The organism is Haloarchaeobius litoreus (assembly GCF_024495425.1).
Taxonomy (GTDB): Archaea; Halobacteriota; Halobacteria; order Halobacteriales; family Natrialbaceae; genus Haloarchaeobius; species Haloarchaeobius litoreus.
Map to the genome: position 1 here is coordinate 115,933 of NZ_JANHJR010000004.1, position 19,678 is coordinate 135,610.

Sequence of the window (19,678 nt, forward strand, 5' to 3'; positions counted from 1 at the left end):
CGTCAGAGGAAGTTAATTGGGCTATCTCCCTTCTTGCTGAATTACCCGCCGAACCCGTAGCTGACCAACCAGGTGATGGAGTCGGTACTGTGCTTGACCCTGAGCGAGTTCGCCGTGCACGGGAAAACGTTGGACGTGGACCGGCTCCGTCTAAGACGACGCTCCTGTTTGTGAGTGATACGCATTTGGGATACGAAAATCGTGAGAAAACTGGACGGGGTAGTACGGTATCTTGGATTCAAAACATTTCGAGTAGGGAAACAATCGGGCAAGTGATGCAGATCGCCCTTGAGAGGAATGTTGATGCAATCATTCACACAGGTGATATTTTAGATCACGAGGTAGACCAAGATACTCTCGATTTTGCCAATGGAATTTTGTCTGGGTTGTCAGCAAGTGAACATCCAGTTTACTGTATCGTCGGGTCGCACGATCATGACTCGGCAAACCCACAGCATTCGAATTCAGTTGATGGGATTGCGTGGCTCAAAACTCAGATTGCAAAAGGCCATCTTTCGGAGTTATCTACTAACCCCACATCTGTTGGTGGCGGGTCGCTCAGTGCGTATGGTATCTCAGCGGGAAACGTTGGGATCGACGACGTTGGAAAGTTCCAATCACGCGAGTGGCACCCGTCTGAAATTACGTTCGGTCCAGCACCTCCCGGTCCGAACGTCCTGTGTCTCCACGACGGGTTGACGCCGTACCGGGGACCCGATGCTGATGTCGATTTAGATCGATTACTTGCTCAGTCACGCGTATCCTTTGAGTGTGTCCTGATCGGTGATGAACACCGTCCAAAGAATCGAAATTTCGAAAATGGATACACCTTCGAAGCGGATGATGGAACTCCAGTGTTCTATACTGGTCCAGCTATGCGGATTAGTGAGCCGTACCGGGACCACGAAGCGTTTGCGACAGAGCTGATGATATCTGTAAACTCTGTCGAGACGAGACGGCACGAGTTGTGATTGGTGAGCACGACAAATTTTCGGAGTAATTGCCCGTCTGAGAAGCTAATTTTGTAGGCTCGTTTATTTTCGACTGTATTCATGTGGTGTTTGTATTTGGGCATTCATTTCCGTCCGTAGCATCTCAGATGGGTAGAATCCAGTGACGCTTTCGCGTCACCCTTGTCCGCTACAGTTTCATAGCGACGGATATCTTGACCAACAACCTGCTCAAGGGAAGTCATGGGAGTAGTAATGCTGAGATGAGTTACCGTCTCTCCAGTACCTGGCCCATACAATCATTACGCCGATACAAGAATTCGGTACCATGCACGTTACTCCCATAGAAGACGCACCAGATCTTGACGGTGCGTTGCACCTCCATCCGTTTCTTGGGGGTTCAGTCTCCAGTTCCACAGTCCGTCTTTTCGCGGACTTGACTGGCAGATATGACACGGGAAATATCCTCGTCATCAAACGGTTCCCGACGGGTATCGAAGAGATAGAGTCGCTATTCATAAACGAGGAAGATAGCGTCACAGCACCCGATGTAATTGGGCTTGCGGCCCACAGTCGACGCGTTCTCGAGGAAAGCCCACAGTCGTCGCGAGTTCTGGCACCAGCTGAACAGAGTCTCCTCTTGGAAATCTACGAAGCACAGTACGACTGGAAAACACCCTATCTGCAGCGCGCGAGCAACCAGGAGTCCTTCGTCAGCGACCTCGGCCGGTTCGTGGCCGAGGCGACGTGGCAGGGCAGCCGCATCGAAACGGACGACGACATCCTCGGCGAACTCGCCGAGTTCAACCGTTCGTTCCACGAATGGCTGCATTCTCATGGATTACAGGACCCAGGGAACGTACTCTCGGCAGCAATCGAACAGCTCCAGAACGACGAGACCAGACAGAGAATCCAACGGGAGTTCGACGCCGTGCTCGTCCTCGAGTTCGAGGAGTTCACTCCGATCGACCGGGCTTACCTTGCATGGCTCACGCTCGATGTCCCACTCGTCTGTGTTGCCGAGCGGGATAGCGCCATTCAGCGACTCTGGAACGAAGCCGGACGTATCGAGAATTTGGTCCCCGGCCTCTCGGTCGTCGACCACACCGAGACAGACCAGCGAGCCCGCCCCGAAGCAGTTGCCTCCCATCTCGCCACCGGCGACCAACCGGACACAACCGACGACGGACACGTCGCCGTACTGGAAAGTCCGACGTTCGAAGCACAGGTCCGGCGCATCGCCGACGAGATCGAACTCCGCAGGCGAGCGGACAGCCTCTCCTACGACGAGATCGCGGTGGTGCTGCAGGACTCGAAGGCCCCGATTCCGGAGACGCTCCGATTACTCCAGAACGCCGGAATTCCCGTGACCTCCGCTACCGTCGGCGGGCTCGAGCATGACCCCGCCGCTAGAGAGCTATACGCTCTCGTTTGCAGGTGCAGCGACAGAACACAATCTGACGGTGCCTGGTCAGCTGATCGCGCCCACACGACCCTCACCGCGAGAATCGAGAACCCCACTGATCTGTCCGGACTTCGCGACGAAGTGGTCGAACGAGCCCGAACTGCCGGAATCGAATATGCGCTGTGGCACTGGATTCTCGAAACCGACCTGAAAGGACGTATCGGGCGCGACGAGACACCGCTCGATGCGAAGACACAGTTTGAACACGTTCGCGAGGTTCTCTCACTGGCGAGCTTCGTCGACGACTCGGACTTAATTGAGGCTTCCTGGGGGACGCTCCGTCACGGCCTCGAACGGGAGATGGAGCGCGCAGCGTCGGACCGAGTCGCCTCCGAACTCGAAACCCCCACCGAGGGCGTTCTCGTCGATACCGTGCGGGTCGTGAAGAACACCACCAAGGACACGGTATTCATGGTCAACGCCGTCGATCGCGATTATCCTGCAGACCCTCGGTTTACCGCACTGTTCCCGACGCCACATCTCGAGCAGCTCGACGCATACCCCTCCTACACGACGCCGACTGAATCGGACGTCAAGAAAACGTTCTCGACAGAGACCGAACTACTGACCCGACCGCTCCGCGCCTACTACGCCGCTCTCAGCCGACGGTTTCTCGCGGTCGGGGCACGAGCAGCCGAGAACCGGCTCTATTTCGGCACATACCGCGAGGAGGCTGGTGGCACAGGGAGCAACCTCCAACCATCGAGATTCCTCGCGGCTGCAGAGGAGGCAGTCGGCCCGTTCGAGCGCATCAAACACGACGGTATCCACAGCCACGGGAGCGCCGTCGAGTTCGCGCTCACTCGCTCGGACAGAGCACTCGACGAGATCAGGCGCGCTGGCGTCATCGGCGACCCTGTCGACGTCGACGTAGTCCGTGAGGATTTCGCGACGATTCAGACACTGCTGGACCAGGACCTCCCGGCCGAGGTCCGAGAAGCGATCCAGACACGGGTCGACTTCGCGGAGGGGGTGGTCCACCGTGAGTGAGGACGTCTCTCGAGTCTCCCCGTCGAGGCTGGCGACCTACGCGACCTGCCCACGCAAGTACGAGTACGACAAGGAGTGGTCGGTCGAGTCGCCCGAGGAGTCACGGCGGTATCTCGACCGGGGGCTCGCCTACCACGGTGCCATCGAGGACACGTGTGCATGGGCCACCGATCAGCCCGAATCACCGACGGACGACGAGATTCAAACCTACGCTCACGAAGCGATTGAACGCCGATGGGACGAACATGCGGACCGCGACGAGTACGCTTCGGACGCCCAGTTCGCATACGACCGGCAGGTCGCGATCGCCGGTGTAGACGCGTACTTCGCCGCGGCTGGTCTTGAACACGCTCGCAATTCCGTCGAACAGGAGGGCTGGCTCACCTGCGACCGTGGCGACGTCCACTTGCGTGGGCGCGTGGACAACATCGTCCGGACCGACGAGGGACTCCAGATCATCGACTACAAGGGCTCACTCTCCGGCATCGTCTCTGGCCGGACTCACAACCGTATCGAGGCCCACCACGCCGGCGAGGAGTACCACGCTAGCATCCTGAAGAGCGTGTTCCAGGCTGCCACCTACATCGAGGGCGCGAAGGCGACGGAGCACTACGAGCCAGGGATGGATATCGAGTTCACGTTCTATGGCGTCCTCTACAACGTCGACCGGACTCCCGGACACGACGGTATCTCTGTCGAGGTTACAGGGAAATCCCGTGACGTCGGCTGGATCTACGAGGCTCACGAGGACACCATCTGGTCGCTCATCGACGACTGCTATACTGGTATCGTCGACGGCGAGTTCACGCCGGAACCGTGGGAAGAAATCCACGAGAACGCGTGTGGCGACTGCTCGTATCAGGGAATGTGCGGTGACTACATCGGTGCGGAGGTGAGTCTCGATGACTGACAACAGAACCGCCCACGAGCAAGTCCCAGAGCCACGAGACGCCCAACGTGACATCATCGAGAGCGACGACTACCCGATGCGAGTCCGAGCGGGCGCTGGTACGGGGAAGACGTTCACGATGGTTCGGAAGATCCAGCGACTCATCGAGAACGGCACGGCACCGGACCGTATCCTCGCGCTGACGTTCACTAACAAGGCCGCCGACTCGATGCGCGAGAAACTCGTCGAGACTGTCGGCGAACAGGGATACGACATCGAGGCGTACACTTACCACGCCATCTGCCACGAGCTGCTGCAGGAGTTCGCGTACTACGCTGACCTCGACCCGCGGTACGATATCGCGACGGACGCCGACCGGTTCGCGCTCAGCTACGAGGTCCTCGACGAGATGCCGTACCGGTTCACGAACCCGGACGTGTACGACGGGGTGGACTACGCGACCGGCGCACCGGACCGGCTCTTGCGGTTCATCCCTGCCATGAAACGTGCTGGAATCACGCCAGACGACGTCGACGCGTACCTGCCGAGCGTCGACCGACTGTTCGAACTCGGCGAGTTGGCCGAGCAGATTCACGAGGCCGCGGACGAGCATCTCAGAGTCGGTTGGCGGAAGGTCACCGAGGACCGCCTCGACGAGATGATCGACAATCTCGGCGCGATGGAGCAGACGCTGGCAGCGCTCAGAGCCGGCCTGCACGACGATGGGATGGAGGCACACGTGGCGACGTATCTCGATGTGATGTCCGAGACCTGCGTCTCAATGGGGGCGTTCCTTGACTCGAATAGAACTGCAATCCTCGACGGCGACCTCACCTACAGTTTCAAACTCCCCGCACATCTGTTCGGCCAGTACAGCGGTGCTCCGAAGGGGATGCCTTCCCTCGACTACTCGCTCCCCGAGAAGCTCGATGCGTTCGTCAAGCGCTGTCAGGTCCTTTCCGACCTCGTTCCCGGCTACAGAGCCTACGAGACACGACTTGACGAGGAGAACCTGCTCGACTTCAACGACCTCGTCCTCGCGACGGTCGACCTCCTGCAGGACGACACGGTCGCGGGCTGGCTCGGCGAGCGCTACGACTACGTCTTCTGTGACGAGTATCAGGACACCGACACCGTCCAGTTCGAGCTCGTCCAGCGGCTCGCTGCCGAGGCGGACCTCTTCGTCGTCGGCGACGACGACCAGGCGATCTACGAGTGGCGGGGCGCGAACGTCGAGAACATCGGTCCGCGACTCGACGATGCATATCCGGGACTGCACGACGAGACGCTCGAGGAGAACTTCCGCTCCCGACAACCGATCCTCGACCTCGCGAACAACGCGCTCTCGCACCTGGAGGCTCGCGGGAGTGACAAAGAACTCACCGCGGTTGGAGACGCCGCAGATGCTGACACGGGTGTCGTCACGCTCGAAGCGGACGAAGAGCCCGAGGATGAAGCCGCCCAGCTCACGAACGCGCTCGTTCGCCTCATCAACGGAGACAACGACATCGCCGACACAGAGTACAGCCCCGGTGACATCGCCATCCTCGTCCGCAAGAAACGCCACGCACGGCCTATCGCAGACGAACTCACTTCGGCTGGTATCCCGTACGAACTCGGCGGCGACCTCGCGTCTGAAGCACCCGGTGTGGAGACAGTCATTGCTGCACTCAAGGCACTCGCGAACCCACACGACGAGGTCGCACTCAACAGGGTCCTCGCCATGCGGTACCGAATCCATCGGAAGGACCTCGAACGACTGAACTCACACGAACTGCCACGCACGGGTCCGGACGAGAAGACACCGCTCCAGACATCGCTTCTCGAACTACCGTTGGACGAATTCACGGTCCCCGAGCGGGTCGCAACCGCACGCGAGCAACTCGGTGACCTCTGGGCGAAGCGCAACACCTACTCGCTCTCTCGCCTCTATCAGGAGCTCAAGTCGACGATGCGTATCGAGTGGTTCCTCTCCGAGCAGGAGCGCCGCGACCTGCGAGCACTCGACGAAGTCGTGAGCTCGTTCGAAGAGGGTGCCGTCGAGCCAGAACTGTCCAGTCGATTCATCGAGTTCCTGGACCAGCACGACATCATCACGGAGGTCTCCGACCGGGAGATGGAGGACCAGCCCGAGGCACAAGAAGAAGCGGTCTCCATCATGACGATCCACAAGAGCAAAGGACTCGAGTTCCCCGTCGTCGTCCTCCCACAACTCCGCGCTGACGAGTGGGAGCCGCAGGCAAGAACCTACGACGTCGTCGAGCACGTCCTCGACGGTGGCTCCCCCCTCGACCACGACTTCGCCGAACGCGACGCACACGAGGCCCGTCGGCTGCTCCACGTCGGTATCACCCGCGCCGAGGAACTCTCCATCCTCAGTGGCCGGTACGATGACGACTCCGACGACGGCCTCGGCGACGAGACCATTTCACCAGCCACTGTCGGCGACGTCCTCCCAGGTACCGTCCCGTGGTCCATCGATGGCGTCTCGTTCCCCATCTGGGAGACGATTCAAGAGAGCCGGCCACCGACAGCGATAGACGGAACTGAAACCCTCGCAAGCCCGGTCGACGTGACCGAACGGGTTGTCGCAGTCGAAGGGCAGCAACAGTACAGCCGATCGGCCGGACAGGCGCGCGTTCTGGGCCTAGCGAAGCAGGCGCTCGAAGGTGATCTCGACCCTGCGCTTGCAGACAAGCTTCCCGCGGACATCCTTGGTGAACCAGCCGGTGCGACACTCCACCGGCGACACAGCTACACATCGTTAGACACGTTCGAAACCTGCCAGCGACGGCACTATCTCAGCCACGTCGTCAGAGCGTTCGACGACCCTGTCACCGGTCAGGGGACCGGAGCAGGACACAGTGGCCCCAGCCAACAAGCGATCGGCATCCTGTTCCACGACACTGCGGAACGAGCAGCCGACCGTGGATACACGAGCAAAGCGGAGTGGCTGGCGCTTGCTGAGCGTCTCGCAATGATTCGGGGCGAAGGAGATGTACTCCCAGCGGTCGAGGAGTGTATCGAACGGTTCTTCCAGACCGAGGCGAGCGAGTGGGAGATACTGGCTGCAGAGCGCGGCTTCGAACTGTCGTTCGACGACGAAAGTGTCGTTGGGTTGATTGACGCCCTCTGCCGTCGCCAGAATGGCGATCTGGTCGTCCTCGATTACAAAGCCACACAGAAAGAGCGGTCACTCGACGACGATCTCCAACTGCCGATCTACCTGCTTGCCTGTGAGCAGCTGTTCGAGGAACCAGTCAGGACTGCCGGCTATGCATATGTCGGGGCGCAGGGGCCACGAATCGACCTGCGGGAGTTCACCGACGCGGACCTGGACCATGTGAGGGAACAGCTGTCCGACCGTCTCTCCGACGCCGCTGAGAGTTCCTTTGGGACGTACACGGCTGGAGACCACTGCAAGTACTGTCCCCACAGGAGTCTCTCCTGTAGTGACGAAGCAGACATCGATATCTCACATTGAGACGGCAGAACGACTGGGAACGGCTGACTGGCTCTGGTAGATTCTTACGGGTTTCGAGGAGAAAGCCCCATGCTTCAGGGCGGACATGAATCCGACAATACTCGACGCCACGTTCAACACCCCCGGACAAATATTTTAAATAACTGATAAGAGCCGGTTGGTTGGCTCAGCCAGTAGCGTCCAGTGAGGGGGCTACTCGATTTCTAACTGACCACTTCCGCTGCTCTCCTGACCGTCGTTCTCGTCCCATTCGAGTTCGAACTCGATACTTCGTTCAGTCATACTGCCAGCTGGGCCTTCGCGTTCAGCTTTAACCTCGAAGGTCGGTCGGGCAGGGGGATTCAGTGTTACGGACTCGGAGCCTGCTTTCAGGCTGATAGCGTTTCCGTCTTCAAGATTGTCCGCGACTTTCCGGAGGTACGATGCAATCTCTTCTCGACTCTGGACACTCTCCGATTTGAACAGGACTTCTTCAGGCATACAGGAGATAGTACACAGCCTGCACCAATAAATGCGTCCACCGTATCGAGTAGATGGGGCTATTCAGCGTGCGTCACACCTGTCGGGCCCTCCCCCACTCTCCGCGACACCTGTTACGTGTTACTGAACTCCTTCAATCACATACCCGAATGCTATTCCGGTTCACGCTTGAACACCAAAGTAGATCCTGATGGGAGGCGATCACAGAATCGGTATCCTGTGCCAAAAGAACAAGCCGGTGTTTAGCGAAGTAGCCAAGCGTCTTCGGAACGCAGGCTTTCAGGTTCGATTCTTCCATCCTCGATCCATCCTTTCGCCAGATCACATAGCCGATCTCTCGTTGATCGTTAACAAAAAGACACACCCGAGTGCGCTCCCAGCTCTCAGGCATGCTCGACGGACGGGGACAGCGCTGTGGAACAACCTTCAGGCGACGATTTTGTTTAGTTCACTACTTATCGGTCTTCGCGCACTCTCGGAGATGGGATTTCTCACACCCGAAGTCAGCTTCGAGAAACCCGATGGCGACTACGTCGCAAAAGGCTACTACATCTGGAACGACGAACCTGAACTCAATGGCGAGGGCGATTTTTATCAGGAACTGATCCCGACGAAGCCAGTCGATTACAAGTATTACGCCGTCAACGACGGGACACGAATACACGTCGGGGGGAGGCGCGTCACCTCAAAGCTGTACGTGGAGAAGCAGTTTCTCGGCCAGATAGAGGTTAAGCCAGAGCTTGCAGCGTCGCTCCGAGAACTTGTTGAACGGTTCGACCTCCGGGGTGTCGGGGTTGATTTGGTCAAAGATGACGACGGCCAGTATTGGGCTGTCGACGTCAACCTCGCAGCGGGATACCGGGACACTGGACTAGAGCCAGCACTCACCGAATCGGTTATTGCGAGTCTGCCAAGCGAGTGACCAGACCCACCTACGACTTCGGGAAGCCCTCGATCCCGTTGAATCAACCCCGAGGCAATCGACGTGGTTGGGCTGGAGACGCGCCCTGTATCTCGCACGGCTATCTGACCACCGATTTAAATTGGTAGACAGTTCTGTGGTCAATACGCGAGTCTCCGCACCGACTCGTATTCTCACAATTCAAACAATCAGTAGAGCAATAGCGTGTATCACAGATCAAGAGCGGCACTACTCACGGCAGATACGTTGCAAGGAAATTGAGTATCCTGTCCAGTACTTTTTTACTTCACCCTCGTCCGAGCTTTCGTCGTCGGAATCTTGAGGCATGGGTAATCGAAGCACTATAGACCAATATGCCTTGTTCCAGTTTTCTGTCTAGAAAACCACTGATGCTGAAACGACTGATACGCACGCTCTTCTCATCGGCCAGTTCGAATGCTCGACGGGGAAAAGGAAGATGGCGTTAATTGCGGCTGGAGTTAGTCTCCAGTGAGCGAGGAGGCAGGTACAACAGACCGAGACGGTTAGTCACGATAGCCTAGCAACCGAAGGCCGTTCAGCGAGACGAGGACCGTTGAGCCCTCGTGACCGACCACTGCAAGCGGAAGTGGGATACCTCGGAGCAGAATCGTGCCGACCATGAGCGCAATCGCGCCGAACGCGATGGCAAGATTGATTGTGAGCGTCCGGCGGGTCTTCCGTCCAAGACTGAGTACGTAGGGGACCTTGCTGAGATCGTCGCCCATCAACACCACGTCGGCAGTGTCGAGCGCGACGTCGGTCCCAGCGCCGCCCATCGCAATCCCGAGCGTCGCAGTCGCCAGCGCCGGCGCGTCGTTCACGCCGTCGCCGACCATTGCCACGTTCTCGTGCTGGTCAACCAGGCGTTCGATAGTCGCCACTTTCTCCTCCGGCAGCAGTTCGGCCTGCACTTCGTCGATGCCGACCTCCTCGGCGATTCGCTGTGCGACGCGCTCATTGTCGCCAGTCAGCATGACTATGTGCTCCACGCCGAGTGAGCGGAGGTCCGTTATCATCTCGGCAACACCGGGGCGGACTGTGTCGGTGAACGCGAGCCACCCTAACACAGTGACATCATCACCATCCTCCTGGGCGACGATGACGCTCGTTTTCCCCTCCGCCTCTAACGTTTGGAGGCGGTCGAGGCCCGGTTCGAGCCCCTCGATCGCTGCATTCTCGAGGACGGTCCTAAAGTAACTCCGATTCCCGATGTGGATGGTTCTGGCTTCGATATCGGCGCGGACGCCCTTCCCTGCGGCTGACTGAAACCGCTCGGCGTCGGGGACGTCGAGTGACAGCTCATCCGCTGCTGTCATCGTTGCACGGGCGAGATGATGCTCTGACCGGGCTTGCACTGCGGCTGCCAGCGCGAGCAGCCCGTCATCGGTCAGGGATTCTGCTGCCGTCTCACGGACGAGGACGTCGGTCAACTGCGTATCGCCCTGTGTGAGCGTGCCCGTCTTGTCGAACGCGACAGCGTCGATTTGGGCTGCCGCCTCGACGTGTTCGCCACCCTTGAACAATACGCCCTGTCTACCGCCGGAGGCGATCGCGGAGAGGACCGCTGCGGGCGTCGAGATGATGACCGCGCACGGGGAGGCCGCGACCATGAGCGTCATCGCTCGGTAGAACGTACTGGTGAACCCACTCCCGAGCCCGAGCGGAATCGCGATAGCTGCGATTGTGAGTGCGAACACGCCAAGGACGTACGGTTGTTCGAGGCGGTCGATAAGCCGCTGTGTCGGCGCCTTCTCACTTTGCGCGTTTTCGACCATATTTATGAGGCGACTGATCGCCGACTCGTGGGCCTGCCGTGTGACTTCGATCTCGAGGCTTCCGCTCTCGTTGATCGTCCCGCCGAACACCTCGTCGCCCGACTCCTTCGGCACAGGCACGGACTCGCCAGTGAGTGAGGCCTGATCGACCGTCCCCTCGCCGGACGTGACGACGCCGTCGAGTGGGATTTTGTCTCCGGGGCGAACGATGAACACGTCGCCGACGGTGACGTCATCGATGGGGACAGTTACTTCCTCCCCATCGCGGAGTATCTGGGCTTCGTCCGGTCGCATCTCGATGAGAGACTTGATCGCCCGACGCGAGCGCCCGATCGCGTAGTGTTGGAGCGTGTTCGACAACGAGAACAGGAAGAGGAGCATCGCACCCTCGAACGGGGCGCCGATCGAGAGCGCACCGATCGCGGCGACGATCATCAGTAGGTCGATGTCGACCGCACGGTGGCGGAGCGTCTCAACCGCACCCTTGAGTCCGTACCACCCGCCGAAGACGTATGCGGCGCCGTAGCCGGTCCACATGAGGAGTGGCGGTCCGTCGAGCCACCCTGTCGCAAAGCCGGTCACCATACCGAACAGCGTCAGACCCACGAACACTGACTCCTGTCTGAGTTCCGAGCGAGAGGCCGCCTCGTCGGTTTCCGTGTCGGGGGTGTCCTCGATCGAGACATCACGGTCGCGGACTGCTTCTCGAAGCCGTTCCTCTGAAGTGACGCTCTCGTCGTAGGTGATCCGGGCGCTCCCCGTTCGGAACGAGACGTCGACATCGTGGACGCCGGGTGTATCTCGGAGATGTCGTTCGAGTGCTCGCGCCCCCGCTTCGCCACGACCACCTCGTCGTTCGATCTGGACAGTACACGTCGATAGCGAGGGTGATTCAGTAACGGTCACGCGATCTCTCCATACTGTCCGTGGTGCTTTTGCATTGTAGGTATGTTACTGTGTCTTCGTCTGACCACATGCGAGAGCGGTTTATCGGGCCCTCTGGGGGGCTCCTGTCCTTCCGGTCCGAACCACTCAACTGATGATTGTCACCGGGATCCGTGCTCGGCGGGTGACTGTCTCGGAAACGCTTCCGAGGAGTGCTCGGTCGATTCCCGAGCGGCCGTGGCTGCCCATGACGATCTGGTCGACGTCATGGTCGTCAGCATATTCGAGGATCGCTTGTGCCGGTCTACCGACTTCCGTGACGGTATCGAGTTCGGTATTCCGTTCCGCCGCAAGGTCCGTGGCTGTCGTGTGGATTCTGGTTGCCTCTTCTTTCGCATTCTCGTACCATTCCTTGGCGACTGGTAGGCCGCCAGCCTCCACGTCGATAACCGAGTCGGTAGGGTTAATTACGTAAATAGAGGTGATGCGTGCGTCTGGGAAGGTCTCGATAGTGTATGTGAGCGCACGCTTTGAAAGCGGGGACCCGTCGAACGCGACGAGAACGTTGACCGGCATGGGAAAATAGTTCGTGGTGAATTGAAATGAACGTACTGCTTTGCGGGTAGCGCGACGACGATTCGTGGAGGTGGGAGCGTTCAGACGACTTGGGTCGGGGACATCACTCATTCGGATCCGACGGTTGAACGTCAATTGTTTTGGCGACTACCCCCCTCGGTTTGGCTGTATCGACCATCGGGTAGCCCACATCGGACGCGGTCATCCCCTGAATCCATGACCCTAGCTCAACTCTTTGAACAGTACGTCAGTCTCGGGATCTTCGTCCTCGCCACGGGCCTCAGCATCTCGGGTGCCCCTGAACTCGATTTGGCGAGTGGTCGGTCTGCTCGTCCAGGTCGAACTGATGGGAGTGTACGAGCACGCGCCGGTCGTGACGGCCATTGACATCCTCCTCCGCGTGAACGCGGAGGAATCCCGACCGCGTTTGGGATATTAGGGTTTGCAATCTACCACTTGTTCCCTCGGTGAGAATCCGTGGGACAAGTCATGAAGGTAGACTCCGGGCTGTGCCAACCAGCCGGTACTCCTATCTCCACCCAAAACAGGTGCAGACTCGGAGTTACTTTGATTCAAGTCGAGACGGATGTTCTCCGCCCCATTCACGTCAGCGTTGAACGCCCCATCACACGCCTCACAGACGTACAATCCACGTTCGACACGCTGAGTATCGTCTTCCGTACCGCAGACACAACACGTCTTGCTCGTGTCGCGCTCAGACACTTCTACGACTTCGATACCCTCGACTTTCGCCTTGTAGGTGAGGATGTTAGTGAAGCGGTCGAACGCCCACCCGTGCAAGTCGAGGTTGCCGTGCTTGCCCCAGTTCTTCGACTCACCATCCTCGTCCTCACGCACCCCCGCGAGTTTGCCGACGTTGATACTCCCAACTCCACGCTCGATGCACTTCTCAACGATGTGTTTGGCGAGGCTGTGGAAGAAGTGGGTGCGGCGCTCCGACCACTTCTTGTGAAGACGAGTGGCTCGTTCGCCACCGGAATCGTCGCACTTGGCAATTTCTTTCGGGAAGTAGTAGCCGTCCTGTTTGAGTCGGTTGCCGGGGTAGAGGTCAGCTTGTTCGGTGCTGTACGCGACGGCGGCGAAGTTACAGATGCCGAGATCGATGCCCGCTGTCTCGTTACCCGGCGCGTTGGGTGTCTCGATCTCGTCTTTGCAGACGAGGTGCAGTTCCCAGCGTCCCTTCGCCTTGTCGTAGACGGCTCTGACCTGTTGTAGGTTCTCGACTTCTACGCCGGGGCGCGTTTCGTACTCGACAAGGATGTATTCCCACGCTTTGGGGTGTTCCTTGTGGTTCGCGCCTTTCGAGAGGCGCACACGGTTGTTCTTGATGTCGTGACGGATGCCGTTTTGCTTCCATGTCACCGTACTACGCGGGTGTTCTTCGTGGACGCGACGGTCTTGGTTGTCGTAGTAGTTTTTCTTGCGGTAGCCGGGCGGATTCGCTCGGTTATCGGACTTCCTCTTTCCGTACCACGAGTTGAAAGCTTCAGCGAGTTCCTCCAGAACGCGCTGACTGGATTGACTGTGCAATCCCTTGTACTTTGGATGCGTCTTCAACTCGTCTTTGAGGTCGCCGTGGTCGGGAATCTTGCCCGTGTCCTCCCACACTTGGCGGGAGTGGTAGTTGGCGACGTTCCAGAGTTTGCTGGCCGACCATCCGTGTCGGTCGAGTGAGTCCTCTACCTGTGAGTGGTTGAGGATTTTCGCTCGATGGGTGCGGTGGACTTCCAGCATTCTGAACGCTTGTATAATCACTTATACTTGCTTCTATTGTAAAATTTCGGATTGAAGACAGTGGAATATCCAGCCGTGCTATCGACGGTGGATTGTGGAATGAGTTGTTGGATTCATCCCGCGCCTAAAGGCGCGGGTATTCTCCTTGTTCTTTATAAAAACGCGAGAACGTCGTGGACGGCCTGACTCCCGAAGAGGCTGGTATCCCGTGCAGGAATATCGAGCACGATTTTCGACCCCCCTGTGGAGTTACCGTTCGAATTCCTTTGCATAGTGAAGTATTCGTTTATCATCTACTTAAAATTTATATGGATGAAGTGTTTTCAGTTATACTCGCAGTGGCAGCGGAGACGTTTCCTGTGCTGTTTTCGACGACCCAACGTGGGACCCAATCCTCCAGACTGTCAGCCACGTAATCATGTTCTGACACCACACCGACGGCCCTTCCGTGACGCGGATTCGCCGACCTCGATGGGTCCCCGCAGGTTGTCGAGAAATTGAACCTCCCGTCCCCGAGACGGGGACAGCAACGACGTCATGCCGACTCTCCAGGACGCTCCGTCGGGGAGTTGCTGGCTGCTATGACTCTGCCGCCCAACCGCGTCTCCGTACTCCTCGAGGCACTTCCCGTTGTTCTTTGGGACCCTCCAATCGATAACAGCGGAGTGCTGCCGGTGACACGTCCGCCTCTGCGGAGCGGGAGTGCCGATGACGGGAGTCCCGAGCGGACCATCGTGGGCGTGACCGACGGTCGCTTTGCCTTCGACGAGCCGAAACACACTCGCGCCGCGAGCCTGAAAGGCCGACAGAGCGATGTTAGCGTCAGTCGGCGAGTGGCTCAGCGGGACCGAAGCGACGATACTGCTCACCGTGCTGGGCCTGGCGACCCTCGGGACGACAGTGCTATTCCTCATCGGGGTTGTCGGCTACCGACGGCGAAAATCCAGGGTCTACCTGCTGGTGACTCTCGCCCTCGGCCTGCTCGTCGGTCGGTCGATCGTCGGGTTCGGAACGGTGTTCGGCATCGTCCCGATGCCGGTCCACCACCTCATCGAACACGGTTCCGACTTCGTCGTCGCAACGCTGGTCCTGTACGCCCTCTACTGGAGTGAACCGCCCTCGCCGTCAGCGTGACAGCCCGTTCTCGCTGACCGAGAACGAGTGGGGCCTATTTATCCGTGAGACGGCTAGCGGCGAGTGTTATGAGCGACGTGCGACGGAGCCTCCACCGTCACATCGAGTCCCACCCAGGCGTCCACTTCAACGAACTCGCCCGCAACCTCGACATCGCGACCGGGCAGGCGCAGTACCACCTCCGTCGTCTCCTGGAGGCGGGACGCCTCGATACCGAGGAACTGCGGGGCCGGACTCACTACTTCCCGACGGGGTACGACCCGTGGGAGCGACGAACCATCTCGCTGCTCCGCCGCGAGACAGTCCGTGGCATCATCGTCGTTGCACTGGAGAACCCGGAGCCGTCGGCAGCCGACCTGGCCGAGGACCTCGACGTGGCCCGGAGCACGGTCTCGTGGCACGTCTCCACGCTCGTCGACGCCGGCGTCGCGGAGAAGTGCTACGACGAGCAGGGTCGGAGCCACATCACGCTGACGCGGCCGGCGGAGACGCGCCGCCTGCTCGACGAGGTCACGCCCTCGCTGCCGGACAGGCTCGTCGACCGGTTCACCCGGCTGGTCGACGAGGGACTCCTCGAGTGAGCTACTCGAGCAGCTGGCCGCGATACTGCTCGGCCAGTTCGCGGTCGAACGCCGAGAGCTGGACGATGTCTTCCTCGGTGAGGTAGTCCACCTCGTCGACGTACGCCACGGCGTCCGCGCGGGCTTCGAACGGGGCGGGGTTCACCCTCATCGGGTCGTCGAGACGCTCCCCGTCGGTCTCGAGAGCGTAGTAGGCGGTCGTTCCGTCGACGAGTTCCCGCGAGTTCAGGTCCCTGACCCAGAGGCCCGCGACGTCGGCATCTGTCTCCGCGAACTGGACCGGGACGGCGTAGTAGGTCGTCGCACAGCCGGACGTACAGAAGAACTCGCGGGTGTCGTCGGTGTGGACGGCCTGTGCGTTCCACTCCGGGAAGTTCGCGGCCATCATGCCACAGACTGCACAGCTGGCGTCCTCGGGCACGTCGACGGGCGAGACCGACTGTTCGTCGCCATCACTGTCGGCCTCGTGTGCGACGTAACTCGTGCAGTAGCCGTTCGGTTCGATGGTCCCCTCGACGATGGTGCAGGCACCGACACCGTCGCCGTTCTTGTCCGGGATGTAGAAGGCACAGCCGGAGCACTGCTGGCCGTTCTGGGGCTCGGACTGGTAGCTCACGTCGCCCTTTGCTACGAGGGCGGCGGGGTCGCGCTGTCCCCCGTCGAGCCCAGTCGCGGTCCGGTACTCATCGGGGACCGCGTCGCTCGGCGTCTCGGTGGCAGTCGGGGTTCCGTCGTCCCCGTCGCCGTTCCCACCGAGACAGCCCCCGAGTGCGGCGGCCGAGCCGGTCCCGACCAGTGCGAGCATCGTCCGTCGGTCGAGTTCCGTCGAGTTCCGTTCTCCCATACTGGGACCTGCGGCACCGGCAGTCAAAGTTAGTCTGGTACAACCGTCGCAGTCTTTCGAGAGCTGCACCAGACTGCTTACCTCCGCCAGCCCACAAGCGTTCGACCATGCAACGACGGACCTACCTCACCGCCACTGCCGGGGTCGCCGCGGCGAGTGCCGGCTGTCTCACGTCGGCTCTCGGGGGGAACGACGGCGGCGAGACGGTGCTCGACCCGCCCGCGGACCAGCAGTACGACAGTGGTAAGCTCCCGTATCCGGCCTACGGGCAGGTCCTGCCCGAGTTCGAGGTTCCCGATCCGCTGGCCGGCGACGTGGTCGTGAGCGACGACCTCGGCGGGACGCTCGTCGTCACCGCGTTCTTCGCCTCCTGTCCCGTCGAGTGCGTCCGCCTCATCGGCCAGCTCGCGGGCGTCCAACAGGGAACCGTCGAACGGGGCATCGACGACGAGGTGACGTTCCTTGCGATCACGTTCGACCCCGAACGCGACGACGCCGAGACGCTCCGGGAGTACGGCGAGCGAATGAACATCGACATGGAGGCGGGGAACTGGCGGTTCCTGCGACCGGAGTCCGCGGAGCGCGCAGAGACCGTCGTCGACGAGAAACTCGGCGTTACTTTCGACCGTATCGGTGCCGGGGAGTCCGAACGGCTGCCCGGCTACGACTTCCGGCACCTCTCGTTGACCTTCCTCCGGAACCCACACGGCATCGTCGAACGGGCGTACCGGACCGACCGTCCGGACCACCAGCGCGTGCTCTCGGACGTCGAGACGGTCGTCGAGGCGACCACCTGACCGATGGCGACATGTACACCAGCCAATCCACTCCTCGGGACGGAGGCACTCGGCCTCCCGGTGTTGGCACTCGTCGGCCTGCTCGGGGGCGCGCACTGCGTCGGGATGTGTGGCCCGCTGGTCGCGACGTACGCCGCCAGGATGGACACGGGCGGGCGCGACGGTGTCCTCTCGGTCCGGACGGTCCGCCAGCAGGCGGTGTTCAATCTCGGCCGGACGGTCAGCTACACGCTGCTGGGCGGGCTGTTCGGGCTCGCCGGCCAGCTCGTCTTCGTGAGCGTCCGGGACGTGACACTCGTCGCCACGGAGGTCCGCGCCACGACGGGAATCGTTGTCGGTCTCGTCGTCGCTGCCGTCGGCGTCAACTACGCCACCGGCAACGGTGCCCGGACCCTCCCGATACCGGGCGTCGAACGCGTCGGGAGCACGGTCCGGGACGTCCTGCTCCCGCGGGTGGACGAGTGGGTCGGCGACTACCGCATCGCCGGGCTCGGAGCCGTCCACGGGTTCCTGCCGTGTCCGCTGCTGTACCCGGCGTACCTGTACGCGTTCGTGCAGGGGTCCGCACTGGGCGGCGCAGCCGCCCTCGCAGCACTCGGACTCGGGACCGTCCCGGCCGTCTTCCTGACCGGGACGGTGTTCGAGGGACTGGACGTCGGTGGCCACCAGCGTCTCCACAGCGCGCTGGGCGTCGCCTTCGTCGTGCTGGGCTACATCCCGCTCCAGCACGGGCTGGCCGCACTCGGTTTCGCCCTTCCAGCCATCCCGCTGCCGCACTTCCAGCCGTGGTGACCGTTCCGGCTCGCGGGGCGAAACTCGGAGGTGGTCCACGTGCGGCGCCGTGAGCTGCTGGGCTCGCTCGCCGCCGCGACGGCAGTTACGACCGCCGGCTGCAACAGCCTCGGCCAGTCACTGACGGGTGACGGCGGAGATGACCCCGAGGCGGTGACCGTCGAGACCATCGACGCGCCCGGCAGCCGAGCTGGCAGCGCGACCGTCCCGGAGCGGGGCCGCGTGACGTTCGTCGAGTTCTTCGCGACGACCTGCCCGATCTGTGCGTCGCAGATGTCGGTCGTCGGGGAGGCCCACGGCCAGGTCGACGACGGGGTCCAGTTCCTCTCGGTGACCAGCGAGCCGGTCGGGCTGACCGTCTCGACCGACGAGGTCGCGTCCTGGTGGGCCGACAACGGTGGGAGCTGGCCCGTCGGCATCGATGACGGGCTCGCGCTGGCCCGGAAGTACGACGCCACCAGCGTCCCGACGGCAGTCGTCGTGGGCCCGGACAACGTCGTGACCGGGAGGCACAGTGGGCGGACCACCGTCTCGCGGATCGTCTCCGAGATTCGGGCTGCGAGGCCCGGTGAGCAGCCGTGACCGACCCACTCGGCAGTCACGTCGTGTTCGCGGCAGGTGCGGGCCTGGCGACGTTCCTGTCGCCGTGCGCGCTCCCGCTCGTTCCGGGCTACGTCGGATTCTACGCGAGTGCGGCCGACGATGGTGGAAACACAGCAGGTATCGTCACGCGCGGGTTCGCCGCCGCCGCGGGCCTCCTCGTCACCCTCGGGACGCTCGCCGGCCTCGCTATCCTCGTCGGCCGTCCGGTCGCACTGGTGCTCCCGGTCCTCGAACCGGTGGTCGGGGTCGCACTCGTCGTCTTCGGTGTCCTGTTGCTGACCGAACGCGGGCCCGCCCCAACCGTCGCGTTACCCGAACGCGGGGCGAACAGCTCGGGATTCGCGCTGTTCGGGGCGGGCTACGCCGGTGCCTCGGCGGCCTGTGTCCTGCCGGTCTTCCTGGCGGTCGTGGTCCAGGCGGTCTCGCTCTCGCTCCCCCGGGTAGCCGCCGTCGTCTCCGTGTACGCGCTCGGGGCCGCCCTGCCGTTGCTGGCGGTCACGGTCGCGGTGGGCCTCGGACTCGACGTAGCGACTGCCCGACTCGCTGCGCTCGGCGATCGGCTCGAACGTCTCGCCGGCGTCGTCCTCGTCCTCGCCGGGGCAGGACAGGTCGTGGTCGCATTCGTCCCGAACGCCGTCCCCTCGCTCCCCGTACCACTATGACAGCCGAGTGTCCTCCCTCGCCGGTGTACGCCACGCGTCGCCGCGGATGGCTCACGGGACCCGACGGTCGGGG

The 19,678-nt window shown here is 61.2% G+C and carries 16 protein-coding genes; 11 read left to right on the top strand and 5 right to left on the bottom strand.

Going from position 1 to position 19,678, the window contains the following annotated elements; translation table 11 throughout:
* The first annotated feature begins 170 nt into the window (after positions 1 to 170).
* The 4 genes from NOW55_RS20850 to NOW55_RS18210 all read left to right on the top strand — a co-directional run bounded on the left by NOW55_RS20850 (position 171) and on the right by NOW55_RS18210 (position 7,778).
* A complete protein-coding gene (locus NOW55_RS20850; RefSeq protein WP_368407797.1) occupies positions 171 to 971 on the top strand; it encodes a metallophosphoesterase in 801 nt (266 codons plus the stop codon).
* Between the two features lie 307 nt (positions 972 to 1,278).
* The gene (locus NOW55_RS18200) at positions 1,279 to 3,405 is read left to right on the top strand and encodes a PD-(D/E)XK nuclease family protein (protein WP_256401545.1); all 2,127 of its coding nucleotides are present in this window, start codon (positions 1,279 to 1,281) and stop codon (positions 3,403 to 3,405) included.
* Positions 3,398 to 4,315, top strand: coding sequence for a PD-(D/E)XK nuclease family protein (locus tag NOW55_RS18205; protein WP_256401546.1), 918 nt, complete (start codon positions 3,398 to 3,400; stop codon positions 4,313 to 4,315). Before NOW55_RS18200 ends, NOW55_RS18205 begins: the two co-directional genes overlap by 8 nt.
* Positions 4,308 to 7,778 (top strand): ATP-dependent helicase, encoded by a 3,471-nt coding sequence (locus NOW55_RS18210; RefSeq protein ID WP_256401547.1) that lies wholly within the window; start codon positions 4,308 to 4,310, stop codon positions 7,776 to 7,778. The genes NOW55_RS18205 and NOW55_RS18210 overlap by 8 nt, the downstream gene beginning before the upstream one ends.
* A 192-nt stretch (positions 7,779 to 7,970) precedes the next feature.
* Here the strand turns inward: NOW55_RS18210 and NOW55_RS18215 are convergent, their stop codons facing one another.
* Positions 7,971 to 8,258 carry an amphi-Trp domain-containing protein gene (locus NOW55_RS18215; RefSeq protein WP_256401548.1) on the bottom strand — a complete coding sequence of 96 codons (288 nt, stop codon included), beginning with the start codon at positions 8,256 to 8,258 and terminating at the stop codon, positions 7,971 to 7,973.
* A gap of 190 nt (positions 8,259 to 8,448) precedes the next feature.
* Here NOW55_RS18215 and NOW55_RS18220 point away from each other — a divergent pair, with 190 nt between their 5' ends.
* Positions 8,449 to 9,180, top strand: coding sequence for an ATP-grasp domain-containing protein (locus NOW55_RS18220; protein ID WP_256401549.1), 732 nt, complete (start codon positions 8,449 to 8,451; stop codon positions 9,178 to 9,180).
* A gap of 524 nt (positions 9,181 to 9,704) precedes the next feature.
* Here NOW55_RS18220 and NOW55_RS18225 read toward each other — a convergent pair.
* The 3 genes from NOW55_RS18225 to NOW55_RS18235 form a co-directional block, all read right to left on the bottom strand.
* Positions 9,705 to 11,882: a heavy metal translocating P-type ATPase gene (locus NOW55_RS18225; RefSeq protein ID WP_256401550.1), complete on the bottom strand. Its 2,178-nt coding sequence runs from the start codon at positions 11,880 to 11,882 to the stop codon at positions 9,705 to 9,707.
* A gap of 126 nt (positions 11,883 to 12,008) precedes the next feature.
* On the bottom strand, positions 12,009 to 12,437 hold the full coding sequence (locus NOW55_RS18230) for a universal stress protein (protein WP_256401551.1): 429 nt from the start codon (positions 12,435 to 12,437) through the stop codon (positions 12,009 to 12,011).
* Between the two features lie 435 nt (positions 12,438 to 12,872).
* Entirely contained in the window at positions 12,873 to 14,192 is a 1,320-nt protein-coding gene (locus NOW55_RS18235) for an RNA-guided endonuclease InsQ/TnpB family protein (protein WP_256401552.1), read from the bottom strand.
* A gap of 813 nt (positions 14,193 to 15,005) precedes the next feature.
* Between NOW55_RS18235 and NOW55_RS18240 the strand changes: the two genes are divergently transcribed.
* Positions 15,006 to 15,326, top strand: a complete 321-nt coding sequence (locus tag NOW55_RS18240; RefSeq protein ID WP_256401553.1) for a DUF7471 family protein — start codon at positions 15,006 to 15,008, stop codon at positions 15,324 to 15,326.
* Between the two features lie 68 nt (positions 15,327 to 15,394).
* Positions 15,395 to 15,907 (top strand): winged helix-turn-helix transcriptional regulator, encoded by a 513-nt coding sequence (locus NOW55_RS18245; protein WP_256401554.1) that lies wholly within the window; start codon positions 15,395 to 15,397, stop codon positions 15,905 to 15,907.
* Position 15,908: 1 nt separating this feature from the next.
* Here NOW55_RS18245 and NOW55_RS18250 read toward each other — a convergent pair whose 3' ends face one another.
* The gene (locus NOW55_RS18250) at positions 15,909 to 16,751 is read right to left on the bottom strand and encodes a nitrous oxide reductase accessory protein NosL (protein WP_256401555.1); all 843 of its coding nucleotides are present in this window, start codon (positions 16,749 to 16,751) and stop codon (positions 15,909 to 15,911) included.
* Between the two features lie 107 nt (positions 16,752 to 16,858).
* Here NOW55_RS18250 and NOW55_RS18255 point away from each other — a divergent pair, with 107 nt between their 5' ends.
* The 4 genes from NOW55_RS18255 to NOW55_RS18270 are packed head-to-tail and all read left to right on the top strand — an operon-like array spanning position 16,859 to position 19,605.
* Positions 16,859 to 17,548, top strand: coding sequence for an SCO family protein (locus NOW55_RS18255; RefSeq protein ID WP_256401556.1), 690 nt, complete (start codon positions 16,859 to 16,861; stop codon positions 17,546 to 17,548).
* 3 nt (positions 17,549 to 17,551) lie between these two features.
* Positions 17,552 to 18,340, top strand: a complete 789-nt coding sequence (locus tag NOW55_RS18260; RefSeq protein ID WP_256401557.1) for a sulfite exporter TauE/SafE family protein — start codon at positions 17,552 to 17,554, stop codon at positions 18,338 to 18,340.
* 39 nt (positions 18,341 to 18,379) lie between these two features.
* The gene (locus NOW55_RS18265; protein WP_256401558.1) at positions 18,380 to 18,922 is read left to right on the top strand and encodes a TlpA family protein disulfide reductase; all 543 of its coding nucleotides are present in this window, start codon (positions 18,380 to 18,382) and stop codon (positions 18,920 to 18,922) included.
* A complete protein-coding gene (locus NOW55_RS18270) occupies positions 18,919 to 19,605 on the top strand; it encodes a cytochrome c biogenesis protein CcdA (protein ID WP_256401559.1) in 687 nt (228 codons plus the stop codon). Before NOW55_RS18265 ends, NOW55_RS18270 begins: the two co-directional genes overlap by 4 nt.
* Positions 19,606 to 19,678 lie beyond the last annotated feature (73 nt).